This is a genomic window from Arenicella xantha (assembly GCF_003315245.1).
In the GTDB taxonomy this organism is placed as follows: domain Bacteria; phylum Pseudomonadota; class Gammaproteobacteria; order Arenicellales; family Arenicellaceae; genus Arenicella; species Arenicella xantha.
On the sequence record NZ_QNRT01000002.1, the window covers coordinates 1,215,660 to 1,232,392 of the forward strand.

The window sequence follows — 16,733 nt, forward strand, 5'->3', positions numbered from 1 at the left end:
ATACATCTGCCAAACGGCTACTTGCGCTTGAATCACGGCCTGTTACTGTACTTATATCATGACCAATCAAACGACCTTCATCGCCGGCGACTGGGGAACCAGTAACCTTCGACTATATCTCTGCGAATACCGTGCCAACGGACAATCACAGATTTTAGAAACTCGCTACGGGCCAGGGGTTAGTCAGCTCAATGGTGACTTCGAGGAAAAAATATTCAGCTTAATTCAGCCTTGGCTGGCGCACCACCCAAATGCTCCAGTATTACTATCCGGCATGATCGGCTCGACAATAGGCTGGAAAGAAGCACCGTACCTCACGTGCCCAGCCAGCGTTGAGCAAATAGCCAACGGTCGCCTTAGTTTCACCGCTCGAGGTACATCATTTTCAATCTTAGCCGGATTGCGCACCATAAACCCGCTTGGCAATCCAGACGTAATGCGCGGCGAAGAATTGCAAATGTTGGGTTGGCTAAACAGCCAAACAACACCACCAAGTGAGCAACTATTTGCCCTGCCCGGAACCCACAACAAGTGGACCATGATTCGTGGCCAACAAGTAGAAAACTTCTTAACGGCATTCACTGGCGAACTCTTCGCCCTATTGAAAAACAACAGCATTCTAGTCACCAATCATGACGAACTAAGCTTTAACCACGAGTCTTTCATGTTAGGCGTTAGCACCGCTGAACGACTTGGCAGCGCTTCATTACTACACGGCTTATTTAGCACTCGCGCCAAACAAGTATTGGGCGACATGCCAAGTGCCGACGCGCAAGCTTACTTATCAGGCATGATAATTGCCACCGATGTCATCGGCGCTCGGTCGTTATGGCCTGACTCGAGCAGTGTGGTTGTGATCGCCGAGCAGGCTTTATCTGAACGCTACGCATCAGTGCTAGAGCATTTTGACCTGAACGCACAATGTGGCGATCCAGCCAGCATCGCAGTTCAGGGTTATGCCGCCATCTACCAGCAATTATTTGCTTAATTCCACACATCAACCACCGCCCAAGAACAACACCATGAATTCAGCTACTAAAATAAAACTCGATACTTGGTTAGACCGCATGCCGGTGATCGCTATCATACGTGGCGTCAAGCCCGACGAAGTGGTCGAGATTGGCACAGCAATTCACCGCGCAGGCATCGGCATAATTGAAGTTCCACTTAATTCCCCCGACCCATTCAACAGCATTGAGCGACTGAGCAACGCACTAGGTGACGAATGCATCACCGGTTGTGGCACCTTAGTCAATGTGACCGATGCACAACGTGTTGCCGATGCTGGCGGCAGCATTGCGGTTACCCCCAATAGCAACGTCGATGTTATACACGCGTGCATCGAAAGCGAGCTAATTCCAATGCCCGGTTGGGCCACTCCCACAGAGGCTTATGCGGCATATCAAGCTGGCGCCAAGTACCTCAAGCTATTTCCAGCGGCGACCTATGGATCTGGCCATATCAAAGCGGTCCGCGCAATATTACCTAGCGACGTGACGGTATTGGCGGTCGGTGGCGTTGGCGCCCAAAATGCATCAGAATGGCTAGATGCAGGAGTTGATGGCTTTGGGATTGGCAGCGAGATTTACCGACCAGGCGACTCCGCCGAAGTGGTATTTAACAAAGCGAGTGCCATCGTCTCAGCAATACGTACAGTAAAAAAATCATGATTACACTAATTGACACCATCAAGGTTAACAACGAACTCGGCGAAGGAGTTATTTGGGATGCTCTCGCGAGAGTTATCTGGTGGACCGATATACAAGGCAAAACGCTGTATCAATACGCTCCAGAGACCAAAGAACTAAATTCATGGCAAACGCCCGAGCGAATTGCCTGCTTTGCCCCAGTTCAAAATCGCACCGATCTAGTAGTGGCATTCGAGTCCGGTTTTGCGTTTTACCAACCCGATAGCGGCGCTGTCGAGTGGATTCACAAAGTAGAACAAGACAACTCAGGCACTCGATTCAACGATGGACGAACCGACCGGCAAGGCCGATTTTGGGCCGGCACAATGGTCGAAAATGAAGAACTTTCCACATATAAGGGGTCGCTCTATTGCCTACAATCTGACCTCAGCATTCGACAAACTATTAGCGGTCTAGCGATTCCGAACAGCTTATGCTGGAGCCCCGACAGCACGCTGATGTACCACACAGACACACCGAGCCGCACCATTCGTCGTTATGATTTTGATAGCCAGACCGGCACCTTTGATACCGACAACAGCAGCGCCCATAAATTTGTCACAACCGAGCCAGATTGCTTTCCTGACGGCTCCATAATCGACGCCGATGGTTATCTGTGGAATGCTCAATGGGGCGGCAGCAAAGTAGTTCGCTACGCGCCCGATGGCAGCGAAGACTTGAGTTTAGCCGTTCCTACCGCACAACCGACTTGCGTGGCATTTGCTGGCACTAACCTTGATCTATTAGTGGTGACGTCGGCACATGAATGGATGACACCGCAACAGCGAGCAGAAGACCCTCAAGCTGGCAACGTATTCATTTATCAAACGCCATTTAAAGGCTTAGTAGAGAGTCGATTCAAACTAGGTAATTAAGCACGCCAGCAGAATTAGAACGGATTCGGGCCATCTAAGCGATCGCCTACCGAATCAATGTACTCCTGTAATTTTGCCTCAGCCTGATCACCAAAAAATATTTTACAAGCTTCTTTGAGCCCCGGTGAGTGAACAATATCGCGATTGCGCACCACCTGGGTAATCTTTGACCGGCGTCGTAAGAAGTCTTCTAACTTAGTCACCATCTCGTGGCGTGCGGTGTGCTCAATTTCACAACGCAAATATTCGGCGTTCTTCATTAGCCGCTCAGCTTGCCGCGGATTCTGCCGAATGTCTTCCAATAACTCCAATGCATTACCGCCATATCGACGCCAAAGTCGCTGCGTCAACGGCTCAGAAGACCCTTCCACGGTATAACCATCGAGGTCCATTAGTTTGGCTTGATGGTAAAACTCATCACGCACCGAATCATCATCTTCGCCATACCATTTATAGTCTTCAAACGGCAACTCAACGCCCATACCTTGGACCAATTCAGCAACTTCGTTTCCGACGTTAATACAATCAGTCGTTTTACCACCGAAGATACTCAAATGTTGGTCTCCTTGATTCACGTCGACCGCGTGTTTACGTGACAACTTGACCCAATCAGCAACCCCATCACCACCCTTTTGCGCCAGTGGCCGCACACCACAGCGCTCGGCGATCACGTCGTCAAACGTAATCGGCGATTCCAGATCAAGCAGCTCATTAATATTATCGAGTACAAACTGACGGTCAGCGTCAGTTACTTCAACAGCTGGGTTATCGACCTGCGTATCAGTGGTGCCCACCGACGTTTTATTGCCCATCGGAATAACAAAGAATAAACGCCCATCACTGGCAAAGAATGCCAAAATTCGATCTTCTTTGGTTACCCGGTCAATAATCAAATGGATCCCCTTAGAAAACAAATGTCGATGCGCCGTCTGCTGTTCAGCCAATTGATTATGTTGATCTACATAAGGCCCACAAGCATTAATTAGTACCTTAGAGCGGATAGTAAACTCATCGCCAGTTAAGGTGTCACGCGCAGCGACTTCCCAAACGCCATCGCGCCGCACTGCGTCGGTCGATTCAACGTAATTAGCAGCCACGCAGCCATAGTTCATGCTAGTGCGAATAAAATTAAACACGAAGCGCGCATCGTTGTCATATAAATACGCATCAGAATACTCAAAGCCACCAGCGGCATTATCGGTACGCACCGCTGGCTCACGTTGCTTGATGGTCCGTGGCGTCATGTAATCCGGTGCTTGAGTAAAAAACCGGCCGATTATCCAGTAAAATAGCGTTCCAAGGTAAACAAACCAAGACGGAAATCGGAAGCCTTTAGCAATAGTGGTTAAAAAGCGAATTTCCTTAACCGTCGAGGGATAGCTGCGCATCAAGTGATTCCGGCTTTTGCACAAACTGTTTACCAGTAAGTACTCATGCGACTCCAGATACTTAATACCGCCCCACGCTAAATTGGAGGAATTTGAACTGGTTAAGCCGGCAAAGTCACCGCGGTCGATTAGCGCCACAGATGCGCCTTTAGCGGCCAAGGAAGCCGCTGAAACGGCACCATTCACACCACCGCCTAAAACCAACACATCAAATACTTTAGCCGATTGTTGCAGGCGCTCAATATTGCTAGTTCTTAAATCCATCACGAAACACAAGAATTTGTTGTTTAAAAAGAATGCGCCGCCCGAAAAAACATTCGGGCGCCGCTAATATCTGAGTGTATGACCACACAAAGAAAGAGGAGATTAGACACGGGCTAAAACATCGCCTTATCTGTCTGCGATCAATTATAATATAAATATGACTTTAATCAAATAGAAAAATGTCACTGGGATAGTGTAACGGTTTATTCACTCACAATGATGACAGTTTACTGGCGTGAGGCGGGAGCCTCCAGCATTTATATTGAAGAGCCGTTGCAAAGGATAATTATCACCAATGCAAAGCCTCTCAAAAAAACTAAGACATTCCGTTCGGGCAACGAGAGCGGTCAATTTCAAAGCAAGCATCTCGAATATTGACCAAAAAACGCAGGCATTAAAAAAGCCCTAGCTAATCAATAGCTAAGGCTTTTTTAATGGCGTCCCCAAGGGGATTCGAACCCCTGTTACCGCCGTGAAAGGGCGGTGTCCTAGGCCTCTAGACGATGGGGACGTCTAATTTCCTTCACTTTCACCTGTGGTCTTTGCCAGGTCACTCTTTTTTGGACGAATCCAAAAGTGCCCACAGCACGGGAAGCTCAGCTTCCGTTCGCGCAGCGAACTTCGCGAATGAACTGGTGGAGCTAGGCGGGATCGAACCGCCGACCTCTACACTGCCAGTGTAGCGCTCTCCCAGCTGAGCTATAGCCCCAGACCTCGAAGGAGCGCGTAAGATACGCGTAGATTCGAAATCGGTCAACCCCTTTTTTAATATTTTTTATATATTTATGATGACCGACTGAGTAGATCAATTTCATAGTCAACAAGTATGCCAAAAACAGCCCTACTGACTCAGTGAGTTTGGGAAATCATTGTGAGCTTGCGAGGCCGTTGTTATGATAGATTGCCAAGCAAGAGAGGTCGTTTTGTCTTACGTTGATACACTCAATGCAATCAAGTCGCCTTCCAAACAATCAAAATAAGAAGCGTTTAATAATGTCTAAATTGGTTTTCAGCTCGTTCCGATCCAACTTCTTGGGCAGTTCAGCAAATTGGTATAAGAACGTAATCATAGCGTTCCTAATCATCAACCCCATTCTGTGGCTCTCGGGATTCCATTTTTTGACGGGCTGGGTTTTAGTTGCCGAGTTTATCTTTACATTAGCCATGGCACTCAAATGCTATCCGCTGCAACCCGGCGGCCTACTTGCATTGCAAGCGATCGCCCTAGGCATGACTTCGCCCGAACTGGTTTACCATGAGATCGAGGCCAACCTTAAAGTGATTTTGTTGTTGGTGTTCATGGTGGCCGGCATCCACTTCATGCGCGACCTACTACTTTACACGTTCACGAAACTGTTAATCAGCGTCAAGAATAAAGTCGCTCTGTCTTTCCTATTTTGTTTTGCTGGCGCGTTTCTATCCGCTTTTTTAGATGCTCTTACCGTTACCGCCGTTCTGATTAGCGTTGGCGTTGGCTTCTACGGGGTCTATCACAGAGTTGCGTCTGGGAAGAAGTTCTCAGACGACCACGACCATTCCGGCGATGAAGGCGTGCACGAATATCGGCGTAGCGATCTCGACACGTTCAGAGCCTTCCTACGCAGCTTAATCATGCATGGTGCAGTCGGCACCGCACTTGGCGGCGTTTGCACCTTAGTCGGCGAACCACAAAACTTACTTATTGCAGAAAAGGCTGGCTGGCAGTTTATCGAATTCTTCTGGCGCATGGCGCCAGTCACCATGCCCGTCCTTGCGGCCGGCCTCCTCACTTGTATCGTCTTAGAGCTAACCGGCATCTTCGGCTATGGCAGCAAACTTCCGGCAGAAGTACGATCAGTATTATCAGAATTCGATGCCGAGCAAGAAAGTTTGCGGACTGGCAACGATAAAGCTAAATTGGTCGTACAAGCGATTATTGGCGTGCTGCTAATCGCTTCGCTAGCACTCCATATCGCTGAGGTCGGACTAATCGGCTTGATGGTCATTGTCTTGCTAACCTCGTTTAACGGTGTAATCGAAGAAATGGCGATCGGTCACGCGTTCGAAGAAGCGCTGCCGTTTACCGCCTTACTGGTAGTGTTCTTTTCAATCGTTGCCGTCATCCATCAGCAACACTTGTTCCAACCGGTGACCGATTTAGTACTGAATATGCCGACGGATCAACAGCCGATTGTGATGTTTCTCGCCAATGGCGTTTTATCAATGATAAGCGACAATGTGTTTGTCGCCACCGTGTATATCAACGAGATGGTGGCCGCGCTCGACAACAACGTAATCACACGTGAACACTTTAACGTCATGGCCGTGGCAATCAATACGGGCACCAACTTGCCAAGTGTCGCCACGCCAAACGGACAAGCGGCCTTTCTATTTTTGCTAACCTCAGCACTCGCCCCCTTGATTCGGTTGTCTTATCTGAAAATGGTACTAATGGCGCTACCATACACAATTGTACTCACGGCCGTTGCTGGGGGAGCCATACTGTTGGCTTTTTAAGCGATCGAGCAACTTACTTTAAGCCGCGTGCGCCACATAAGTGGCGCCAGACGCGCGCAAATGCACATTCGCAGGTGAGACCTAATTAAACTCTAAGGGAAGCGTCTAACGGCTGAATATTCGAGAGAAAAACCCGCGCTTATTGACTTCCTTTTCAATACTCTTGGCTTGCGATTGCGAAACATGACTGCGACGATACAAACCAGTATCCCATTCAGTACGACTCGAGAACTTTAAATCTGGAAACTCAGCCAAAGCGAACTGTTTAGATAGACCGGTCGCCATTAGATTTGCCGCTGTCACGTTGGCCTGAGCAAACACACTACCCGACACACGTGCTGAACGAAGATTGGTTTCCTCCAACGAGGATTTAGAAAAATCAGCGCGACTTAAGCGACTGTTAACTAAATTAGCGCCATCAAAACTGGCATGACGAATAATTGCGCCGGATAACACCGACGACCGTAAGTTCGCGGTTTCGAAATTAGTAAACAATAAATTCGCATTACTAAAGTCCACATCAAACATCGAACTATTCATGAAATCTGCGTTCTGCATTTGCGCACCGCGCAACCTCGCTGAAGTCAGATCAGCGTCTCGAAAGCTCGCATTATTTACTTTGGCGTCGAACAACTGTGCGCCAAATAATTTGGCATGATCGAATATTGCGCGGTTTAAGTTAGCACGCATTAGCAATGCACCGGTTAGTTTGGCACTGGTTAAATCAGCTTGCGATAGATCACTATCAGAGCAATCCACTGCGCTCATCTGCGCGTTAACAAAAATCGCCTCACTTAGTTTGCTGGAAACAAGACTTGCACCGGACATAGCAGCATCAGTAAAGTCCGCCGATGTCGCATCGCAATGACTCAGGTTTGCACCAACTAAGCGCGCGCCCATCAATTTTGCTTGGTAGAGATCGGCGCCAGATAAGTCGGCCCCGGTAAGATCTGCTTCGGTTAAATCTGCGCCGGACAAATCGGCACCAGCAAGGTTTGCGCCGCGCAGTTTAGCTTGAGACAGCTGAGCACCGGCCAAGTCACTCCCCATCAGACTAAAGCCTGAAAGATCATATCCCGACAATTTTTTAACTTGTCCAGCGTCTACCATACTCATAACACCGATTTTTCAACTTTACACTGTCCCAGCTCTGTTGTTGCGCATATTAAGCACAACCAACAGTAAGATGTTAGTGGACTTCCCCAGACTTAGCGTTGACTCGCGACCAAACACATTGGCCTTCAACTTTGTCATCCAAACGAGTGAGCCATTCTACATGATCTTGCAGCTCTTCGGCACTTGGTTCGACCAGCGGTAACGACAAAGTTGCAAAATTAACTTGGGTCTTGGCAGAGTCTAAGGCGTTACGATCATTGGAACTGGCATCCAACGTGAGTGTCGCCTGCCCCCCAGTCATCGCTAAATATACATCGGCAAGAATCTCGGCATCTAACAATGCGCCATGCAATTCTCGATGCGTGTTGTTTATTTCGAAACGCCGACATAAGGAATCGAGGTCGTTGCGCTGACCTGGGAACATTTTTCGAGCTTGCAACAAGGTATCGTGTACGCCGCAAATCTCGGCTATTTTGCTAGCTTTCTCATCAAGTTTTTCATACTCAGCATCCAAAAAGCCGACATCAAATGCCGCGTTATGAATAATCAGCTCAGCACCTTTAAGATAACTCACTAAGCTTTCGGCAATATCCGCGAACACTGGCTTGTCTGCCAAAAACTCGTTAGTGATGCCATGCACCTCAATTGCGCCTTGATCGATTTCTCGGTTCGGATTTAGGTACTGATGAAAATTATTACCGGTTAACTTACGGTTGACCAACTCGACACAGCCGATTTCGATAATTCGATGACCTTGACGATACTCAAGACCGGTGGTTTCGGTATCCAGAACAATCTGGCGCTCATACTCACTCATGCTGCCCTCGCTCATTTAATCCACACCACAGATCAGCAGCTTTAATCAACGCGTGAGTCGCAGCCGGCCAATCGCCCTTCACCACCTCGCCCTGCCGAACATACGGAGAGCCGGTGTAACTATCATTTTTTTCAATCACTAGTTATTTATCTTCTTGCTGAGTTAAAAGTACTTTCTCAGAACCTGTCATTGACGCCCTAGCAGGCGCAGTGGCACCGTGCATTTGACGCTTTCGAGTATTAAACCGAATACGTCCAACTAGGGTACTGGCTGGTTCGCGTTTTTTGGCGGTGATCATATAAGCACCTCCAAACATCGGCAACCACCGATCACCGATTGACTCGACAAAGCGACATCCACGACGCAACTTGGGGCTTTGAAGCAACGGCGCATATTGATACATCGAACTTGCAACTATTTCAAACCCAAGTAGCTGCAACCAGTCAACTACTCGACTAACGGTGTAATAGCGCCCCGATAATACAGCCTTGGGACGCACTAAACGCTGGATTCCGACACAACTAGCTGGGTTAAAGCCCGTCAACACGATATGTCCTTCAGGCATTAATACTCGATGCGCCTCGCGCAGTACCTGATGCGGTAAGGAATGACGCTCTAACACATGCGGCATGATTACCATTGCGAAAGAATCAGGGCTGAATGGCAAGAATGCCGGATCGGCTCTAACCTCAGATGGATTACTCATCTGCTGTGACGTACGTAATAAAAACGGAAGATCGAGGTCATCAATCAGCGACTGTTCGACCTGCGTACCGACCTGTAAAGCCTTAGGACCCACGGCCTGCTTGAGCCCCGCGCTCAAGTAGGGGCTCTCTTGCTCAAAATAATGTTCTGCGTAGGGGCTATCTCGCCAAGTCATAGTAGTGAATCTACACCGGTTTGTGGCAGCGCTAAAGAGCTAACTTTAGTCGTCGTTTTAGGCCTTCATCTTACATGAAATGTCAGGTCACAACATTGACTGTTACAGAACAGCTCATTACTATTCGCCGATGAATTTTAAACTCATCATAATTTTGGTAGTTGCGCTAACGGTTAGCGCATGTGGCCATATGCGAGGCAAAGACACATCTGCCATCGACCCAGCTATCGAAAACACCGATGGCTCATTATCGAATGACACCGATGATGCCAACTTAGCCACATCAGACGGCGGTAGTATCACCTTATCTGAGGCAGAACTAGAGGCCGCTGAAGTCGCACCGAGTGTCACCAAATCAGAGCTAGGTAGTCCCAGCGCCGATATCTTTGCGCGCATGCGCGATGGGTTTTCACTGCCCGACCTAGATTCCAAACACGTTGCCGAGTACGAAAAATGGAATGCGTCTCATCCGACCTATTTAGAGAATTTATTTAAACGCGCAACACCGTTCTTGTTCCATGTTGTCGAAGAACTCGAAAAACGCGGCCTGCCAATGGAATTAGCGTTGCTTCCCGCGGTCGAGAGCGCATATCGACCGGAGGCCGTATCACGGTCTAGCGCGGTCGGGTTGTGGCAGTTCGTACCGGCTACGGGTAGAGAGTTTGGCTTACATGACGACTGGTGGTATGACGGACGTCGCGATCCTCTCGCTTCGACTAAAGCTGCGCTGGACTACCTAGAACAATTGAATCGAATGTTCGATGGCGACTGGTTTCTAACCTTGGCTGCTTACAATGCCGGCCCCGGCACAGTCCGCCGCGCAATGAAGCGCCATCGCACAAGTCGGCAAGCCAACTATTCATCAATTTCATTGCGCTCTGAAACTCGACGCTATGTGCCGAAACTAATCGCTCTAAAGAACATTATCGAGCATCCAGAACGCTTCAAAGTGTCCTTAGAACCAATCGCCAGCCAACCCTATTTTGAGGTATTAGAATTACCTGGGCAGGTCGATCTAAATAAATTCGCCGCCGATGCGAACATCGATATCGGCATGCTGCGTCACCTCAATGCTGGATTCAAACGCTGGGCTACGTCGCCAGACGGCCCGCACCGGCTGCTCGTACCAATTGGTGATGGGGAGCTAATTGCACAAGCCAAAGAAGCGATCGCACGCGCACCGGAGATTCGATTCAAAAACCACCGAATTCGCCAAGGCGACACGCTAAGTGGAATCGCTCGTCAGTACGGAGTTAGCGTGGCATCACTTAGAAAGGCAAACCAACTACGCAATAATAATATTCGCGCCGATCGGACGCTAATGGTGCCGGTAAGGGGCAGCTCAGCAGTAATTGCCGCACTAGCACCAGCCAACCAAGCGCCGAGTCAAGTGGTGCACAATGTTAAACGCGGCGACACCCTTTGGTCTATCGCGCGTCGTTACAAAGTCAGGGTACAAGAACTGCTAACGTGGAATAACTTAAAACCAGACCATGTACTCAGACTCAACCAGCCGGTGATTGTGGTAACGCAACGCACTATGCACTAGTGTCTCGTTAACTTTGCATTCGCTAAATGCGCCTACTGGTCGCCCAGCAGGCGCATAAAGACTAGCGCATCTTCACGTGTTGGAGCATCAGCATTGCTTGCCGCGTAATATTGCTTTCGAATTCCAATTTGCTTGAATTGCCACTGCTGATACATAGTTTGAGCAACAACATTGCTGACTCGAACTTCTAAGAATATTTTCACCAAACCGTTAGTCGCTGCCAGTTCAGCAATATCATGCATCAGCCTATGCCCGAACCCCTTGCCCTGCATTGACGGCGCGACGACGACATTGAGAAGGTGTAACTCATCCAGCACAGTGCTACAAACGTGGTAGCCAACCACCCGATTATCAACACACAGCACTCGGCACCAATCACCATTACTCAACGACGCTTCAAATGACAAACGACTCCAAGGACTAATCTGCGCATTCTGCTCAATCAGCAAAACCGCAGTCAAGTCTTCGGTGCGCATCGCGCGAACGGTAACCTCTGATCGGCTCGACATAGTAACTTATGTGCTCATTGCGACCTGCGCGACTAGATACCTTGCTGATTCTGATGCAATGCAATGGCCAATTTTAAATCGTTCCAGACTTGGGATTTGAGCTGAGAATCCTCCAACATTTGGGTTGGACTATAGGTCGGCACGATCGGTATCTGCGTGCTAAAGCAACGCTGCGGCTGCTCGCGCAATTGCGCCAAAGACTCGTTTGCCTTCAAGACAGACTGCGCAACAAACTCACCAAAGGCAATTACGACGGTCGGCTGCACTAGTTCAATTTGGCGCCTGAGCATCGAATGACAAGCTGGACTTAAGGCTAAATCATCGGTTGGCGCACACTTAAACACCGATGTCACATAAACCATACCGCGCTCTAACCCAATCGCTTGCAACATCGCATCGAACAACTTGCCAGCTCGCCCAGAGCAGAGTTGACCGCCTTGTAAGTCGATCGACGTTGGCGCGTCAAACACAAACATCCATTCGGCTTGGGTATCTCCATAACCTAAGATGGCATTATCTGAAGAGCAAGTGGGGCACAGATTGCCAGCATCGATAATACCTTGCAAGGTCTGCCAACCGGCATCGTCGAGCGGGTTAGCGGCACTCTTTATCGGCGGCGGCACTGGCACTATCGCTTGCGGTGCTGACGTGATAGGCGGAGGAGCTTGTTTGATAGGTGGTGGTGCCGGTCTTATAGCAACCGGACTACGCTGATCATTAGCAGTCGAATCCACTGCCGTCGAATTACTGACTTTAGGGGATGATGCACTAACCTTCGGAGCAATTGACGCCGCTGACGTCGACTCAGCCACCGTGACCGGCTCGGCTGGCATAGCATCCAAAGGCACAGAGTCGCTAGACAACAAATCTATAGCCACTGGCGCCATCTCAGGCCCATCATCATCCACAAGATCAGGACTGTCATTGCTGGCCACAGTTATTACTTCATCAGTGACAACATCAGCCGGTCGCGAGCGTAAACGCCAGCGTTGAATTCCCATTTGCTGAAGCAAGTCGCGAGCCACAGCTAAAATACCAACAATGTAATTGCAATCAAAATAAGCAAACCCAGCACCGCCATCATCACTAGCGCGAGAAGCGCGAAAAAAGGATTCGCCAACAAGGTAACCCCACCAATGGTGTCAAAGATAGCACTCAAGCCATCTTCTTTACGTAGCGCATTGAGCGTGCTGAACAAACCTCTTAAACCACGAGACTCACCAACCGTTACCGATTTCAAGTTCAGCATTAACTCGTTATCTGCATCCATTAGACCAGCCACTTGAGACGGTGCATCACGTAACTGCGACAAGACTAACCACACGAACGCCCATAACAGCGCCGGCAATGCGATGACGCCGCATTTGAGAACATTCCACCACAATGCTGACTCGGCCGAATAAAGGTTCCATGCAAGATACAGCGTCGCAAATACCCCCAGCACTACAAACCAAGTAATCTTACGCACGATCGAGTCAGCAATCATGCCAACCCGCTCGACGATCATAACAACTCGACGCCTTGACGGAGAGTCCGACATGGGTTGCTTAAGATCGGTAGAAGTCACCGAGCACCGCCGTAAATTTAGCCACGTCGGCCGCCGCTAATTGGTTAATTCCGGCTGCGGCCGCTCGACCACCGCCAGTATCAAATTGACGACAGACCACATCGGCACCGCGTTTTTTACTCATTGGCGCTCGAACGCTCACTAGAAAGTCGCCATCGCTCCGCTCTGTTAACACGGCGTGCGCACGATTCTCATGCTTGTTTGCTAAGTCATTGCTGAAAACGCCACTAACTCGCCGCGCCCATGCCTCGCACGGCAGCACATAGACTGCGGCGTCAGCTGTCTGGTGTTCCGGTTCGAGCTGTGCGGCCTTAGCCATATCGCTGTGATACCCCTGCTCCAAGGTTGCATAGGTGTCAACATCATCACGCATAAACTCGAACGCACTGCGATATTGCGAAGTACGTTTAAACAGCTCGGCTGGGTCGAAGTACAGATCGTCGAGTGACGCGCCATAACCGTTGTAATTGAGGTAGATGCCCAAGTTCTGTAATAAATTCAGATCTTTATCACTCAACGATAAGGGCTTGGCCAGAGCGCTGGCGGCTCGCGATAAATTGTCGCCAAACGTACCAACTACGGCCCATTCTAAAAACCGCCCTTTTAGACGATGGTTAATCAACAAACTAGTACACACATCCGGCGCAGTATTGATTAAGGTAGTCAAATTATGGTGCTCAGGAAGGTCACCAGCATAATGATGATCACAATAGAATACTTGAGCGCCCTGCCCCAATACTCGGTCGAGCTCGGCGCGATTCTTGTCGAGTGAAATATCCAAAACCGTGACTAAATCAGCTTGTTCGGCACTAACGCGCTCCAACAATTTAATGTCACGCTTTACCCCAGTTACCAACAAAGAATCTACCGGTTGGTGCAAGCGAAGCTGTGTTAAGGCACAAATCCCATCGGCGTCGCCATTAAAACAATCGATATAAGCCATTACACAAACTCCTGCCAAGCATCAGCCTTAAAACCTACGACACCTTGGCCATGATCGGTAATTAGAAACGGTCGTTTAATCAGCTTACCGTCGCCAGCAAGCAATTTAATTGCTTGCTGAGAACTCATAGTAGGCAGTGAATCTTTTAGCTTTAATTCTCGATAACGCACACCGGAGCGATTAAACAACTTACCAATATCACCGTCATAGACCGCCAACATTGCTTCCAATTCAGCCTCAGTCGGAGGCTGCTTTGAAATATCTATCGACGTTACATCAACGCCGTTTTCACGCAAAAATTTGGAGGCCTGGCGACAGGTCGAACAATTGGGATACTGATAGAGTTTCATGCTCAGAAAGACGGCTGGTGAAAAACGCAATTATAGACGCTCACCGTGAAAGTGCCAGCCTCCACGCAATGGAATCGACAATTAGCCACAATAATGGCCGTTTCGCCGAATAAGCGCCAATCGCGCAGCCTGAACTAAGCCAGATGCTTAATATTAACTACTACAATTTGAGACTAGAGCACCAAACCCACCTAGCCGTTTATCAAGCTTGGCTGGTCATGTGAATTCAACAGAGTTGATTTAGGTAAACTCACGGCAAATTGCGCGGTTACGCCATCCGCCGACCCAACGCTGATCTTGCCACCTAGCTCACTAAGCGCCATCTTAACTTTCTCGAGTCCCAGTCCGCCACCAACTTCGCCAGCTGAACCAGTCCCTGTTGAAAACCCACTGATGAATATCAATCTAACGAGTTCATTCTTAGATAACTTTTGACAGACATCAGCATCAACAATTTCTCGGGCTATGGCTGCCGACCGAATCGCTGAAAAGTTAAAACCAGCACCATCATCCTGTACATAAAACCGAACTTGATCGGTCTCTTGCGGCTCCATGCGAATCGTAATCGAGCCCACCATTGGTTTTCCGGCCGAATGTCGCACATCGGGTAGTTCGATGCTGTGAGCAACAGCATTTTCAACCAACTCATTCAATGTCGCTTCAACCGCATCGCGCGCCTCCGGTCGTATCATAGCCAAATCAAAACCAACCAAATTCACCGTCACTTTTTTGCCCAGCTTAGTAGCCAAAGCTCGACCAAAACTATGTGCACCTTTAGCCGAACCGCCCTCCTCCACCACTGACAAATCTGTTCGTCTGCCAGGATCATGAGCATTAAATTTTCGAGTAAGGACCTCAAGTGAATCTAACTCGCCAATTATTCGTTTAAGCGGCGAAGCCAGTGTAAGCACCTGCTGGCTTCCTAGAACCGGCTGCTCCAACAGGGCTAACACCGATAATTCAAGTTGGTGTGCCGACGTCTCAATCAGAGAAATACCAACCTGTGCCGCATCTGCCTTAATTTCGAGCGCAATCGACAAAATATCTTGAAGCTTCTGAGCGTTATCATCGTGTTGCTGAGCGCGATCTCGCAGAGACGTGTTAATGAGTTCCAGATTGCGATATGTCGCGTGAAAGAAAGCCGTGATTTCAGGCGTTTCGCTCAAACTGCTCCTGATCAAAAGCTGGAATCGCTCTTCGTTCAACCGGTCCAAATCTTGCAATTGCTGCTGTAATTCAACTTCCCTCGTGACATCCGACACTGACACCAGTAATCCCGCGCGGGGGTTCGCTTCATTACCTGTAAACTCAAAACTTAAGTAGCGAGTATCAATATACCCACTCTCATTTTCGCTGGTAATAGCAATATCGCGAAGCTTACTTTGCCCCACCCGCGAGCCACCGTCTTGTACACTATTTAGTTTCCCGACAATGTAATTTTTGATCTCTAGTAAATCGTCTGAACTCACTCGCTGCTGTAAAAACTCAAAAAAATCCCCAACGATCGGCGTACTAATGCCAAACAGCTCAGCCGTTGAAGTAGATTGCACCGACCCGACTTGGAAGTTGGGTTTGATAATGAAAAGCCCATCTTTGGTTGACCCTAAAATAGTTTTACTCTGACTCAGACTTCCCGCCAACAACGCTTCAGTACGCCGCAGACGTTGGCGAATAGAAGAAACCAGCCAAACGCCCAATGCGATCAACAAACCAATGGTTGCCAACCACGTGATGGTACGCCCGAATTCAAGTTGTTGAATTGCCTGCTGCTGACTAACTAGCACTTGATTCAATGTCTCCCGAATAGGCCTGCTGTCGTTAGATTCCAGCGCTTGCAGTAGCTGTTTTGACATGGCGGCAAGCCCCTCATCGGGCACCGCTGAGATGGACAATGAAAGCCCGTCAACACCGTCTAACTCGCCACCATTGACAAGCGCCTCAGCAAATTGCCGGAGTGACTGCTTAGCGCTAAGAGCTTGTGCGGTGGAGATATCCTCTGGACTAGTCGTCAAGTTAGACATTTGCTGCATCGCCACGCTACTAATCGCCTGTGCACGCAACACACCAGGGCTAAGCATCACAAGATGAATCAATATAGACCCAACCAAGATCAACGCCAGCACACCAGAAGCCAGCATCAAATTAGGTCGACTTTGGGTCGGAATTGCGTGCATATGAGTACCTCAAAAATTTCAATCTGCGTGGTCATGCCGGCTCTCATCCGACCAAGCGTCAACAAGACGCTCTTCATGTGTTGTACCACCCAAACCCCTGAGCTGTCTACATAACAA

General features: G+C 49.0%; 16 protein-coding genes and 2 tRNA genes. 5 read left to right on the plus strand and 13 right to left on the minus strand.

Translation table 11 applies throughout. The features are described from left to right. The first annotated feature begins 58 nt into the window (after positions 1–58). Genes DFR28_RS11085 through DFR28_RS11095 form a run of 3 tightly spaced genes read left to right on the plus strand, consistent with a single transcriptional unit; the run spans position 59 to position 2,563 of the window. Positions 59–988 carry a 2-dehydro-3-deoxygalactonokinase gene (locus tag DFR28_RS11085; protein WP_113954376.1) on the plus strand — a complete coding sequence of 310 codons (930 nt, stop codon included), beginning with the start codon at positions 59–61 and terminating at the stop codon, positions 986–988. A gap of 34 nt (positions 989–1,022) precedes the next feature. Beyond that, positions 1,023–1,670: a 2-dehydro-3-deoxy-6-phosphogalactonate aldolase gene (locus DFR28_RS11090; protein ID WP_113954377.1), complete on the plus strand. Its 648-nt coding sequence runs from the start codon at positions 1,023–1,025 to the stop codon at positions 1,668–1,670. After that, entirely contained in the window at positions 1,667–2,563 is an 897-nt protein-coding gene (locus DFR28_RS11095) for an SMP-30/gluconolactonase/LRE family protein (protein ID WP_113954378.1), read from the plus strand. The genes DFR28_RS11090 and DFR28_RS11095 overlap by 4 nt, the downstream gene beginning before the upstream one ends. A 14-nt stretch (positions 2,564–2,577) precedes the next feature. On the opposite strand, the gene DFR28_RS11100 is transcribed toward DFR28_RS11095, so the two are convergent. From DFR28_RS11100 to DFR28_RS11110, 3 genes are all read right to left on the minus strand, one after another. Then, the gene (locus DFR28_RS11100) at positions 2,578–4,218 is read right to left on the minus strand and encodes an FAD-dependent oxidoreductase (RefSeq protein ID WP_113954379.1); all 1,641 of its coding nucleotides are present in this window, start codon (positions 4,216–4,218) and stop codon (positions 2,578–2,580) included. 432 nt (positions 4,219–4,650) lie between these two features. Continuing rightward, positions 4,651–4,726, minus strand: a tRNA-Glu gene (locus DFR28_RS11105). A 122-nt stretch (positions 4,727–4,848) separates the two neighbouring features. Beyond that, positions 4,849–4,924 (minus strand) — tRNA-Ala (locus tag DFR28_RS11110). A gap of 284 nt (positions 4,925–5,208) precedes the next feature. Here DFR28_RS11110 and nhaB point away from each other — a divergent pair. Next, a complete protein-coding gene (gene nhaB, locus DFR28_RS11115; protein WP_113954577.1) occupies positions 5,209–6,711 on the plus strand; it encodes a sodium/proton antiporter NhaB in 1,503 nt (500 codons plus the stop codon). A 105-nt stretch (positions 6,712–6,816) separates the two neighbouring features. Here nhaB and DFR28_RS11120 read toward each other — a convergent pair whose 3' ends face one another. From DFR28_RS11120 to DFR28_RS11130, 4 genes are all read right to left on the minus strand, one after another. Beyond that, complete coding sequence (locus DFR28_RS11120) at positions 6,817–7,827, minus strand: pentapeptide repeat-containing protein (RefSeq protein WP_113954380.1); 1,011 nt, start codon at positions 7,825–7,827, stop codon at positions 6,817–6,819. A 73-nt stretch (positions 7,828–7,900) separates the two neighbouring features. Continuing rightward, entirely contained in the window at positions 7,901–8,644 is a 744-nt protein-coding gene (dnaQ, locus tag DFR28_RS11125; RefSeq protein WP_113954381.1) for a DNA polymerase III subunit epsilon, read from the minus strand. Then, positions 8,637–8,783 (minus strand): hypothetical protein, encoded by a 147-nt coding sequence (locus tag DFR28_RS19705; RefSeq protein WP_170132066.1) that lies wholly within the window; start codon positions 8,781–8,783, stop codon positions 8,637–8,639. Before DFR28_RS19705 ends, dnaQ begins: the two co-directional genes overlap by 8 nt. A 3-nt stretch (positions 8,784–8,786) precedes the next feature. After that, positions 8,787–9,524, minus strand: a complete 738-nt coding sequence (locus tag DFR28_RS11130; RefSeq protein ID WP_113954382.1) for a class I SAM-dependent methyltransferase — start codon at positions 9,522–9,524, stop codon at positions 8,787–8,789. A gap of 130 nt (positions 9,525–9,654) precedes the next feature. On the opposite strand from DFR28_RS11130, the gene DFR28_RS11135 reads away from it, so the two are divergent. Next, complete coding sequence (locus DFR28_RS11135) at positions 9,655–11,073, plus strand: LysM peptidoglycan-binding domain-containing protein (RefSeq protein ID WP_170132067.1); 1,419 nt, start codon at positions 9,655–9,657, stop codon at positions 11,071–11,073. Between the two features lie 32 nt (positions 11,074–11,105). Here the strand turns inward: DFR28_RS11135 and rimI are convergent, their stop codons facing one another. From rimI to DFR28_RS11165, 6 genes are all read right to left on the minus strand, one after another. Next, positions 11,106–11,549 carry a ribosomal protein S18-alanine N-acetyltransferase gene (gene rimI / locus DFR28_RS11140; protein ID WP_211316958.1) on the minus strand — a complete coding sequence of 148 codons (444 nt, stop codon included), beginning with the start codon at positions 11,547–11,549 and terminating at the stop codon, positions 11,106–11,108. Between the two features lie 65 nt (positions 11,550–11,614). Further along, the gene (locus tag DFR28_RS11145) at positions 11,615–12,607 is read right to left on the minus strand and encodes a uracil-DNA glycosylase (RefSeq protein ID WP_113954385.1); all 993 of its coding nucleotides are present in this window, start codon (positions 12,605–12,607) and stop codon (positions 11,615–11,617) included. A 2-nt stretch (positions 12,608–12,609) separates the two neighbouring features. Then, positions 12,610–13,149 (minus strand): hypothetical protein, encoded by a 540-nt coding sequence (locus DFR28_RS11150; RefSeq protein WP_147251003.1) that lies wholly within the window; start codon positions 13,147–13,149, stop codon positions 12,610–12,612. Continuing rightward, complete coding sequence (locus tag DFR28_RS11155) at positions 13,130–14,092, minus strand: DHH family phosphoesterase (protein ID WP_113954387.1); 963 nt, start codon at positions 14,090–14,092, stop codon at positions 13,130–13,132. Before DFR28_RS11155 ends, DFR28_RS11150 begins: the two co-directional genes overlap by 20 nt. Beyond that, positions 14,092–14,442, minus strand: a complete 351-nt coding sequence (locus tag DFR28_RS11160) for an arsenate reductase family protein (protein ID WP_113954388.1) — start codon at positions 14,440–14,442, stop codon at positions 14,092–14,094. The genes DFR28_RS11155 and DFR28_RS11160 overlap by 1 nt, the downstream gene beginning before the upstream one ends. Positions 14,443–14,633: 191 nt before the next feature. Next, a complete protein-coding gene (locus DFR28_RS11165; protein WP_113954389.1) occupies positions 14,634–16,616 on the minus strand; it encodes an ATP-binding protein in 1,983 nt (660 codons plus the stop codon). Positions 16,617–16,733: the final 117 nt, after the last annotated feature.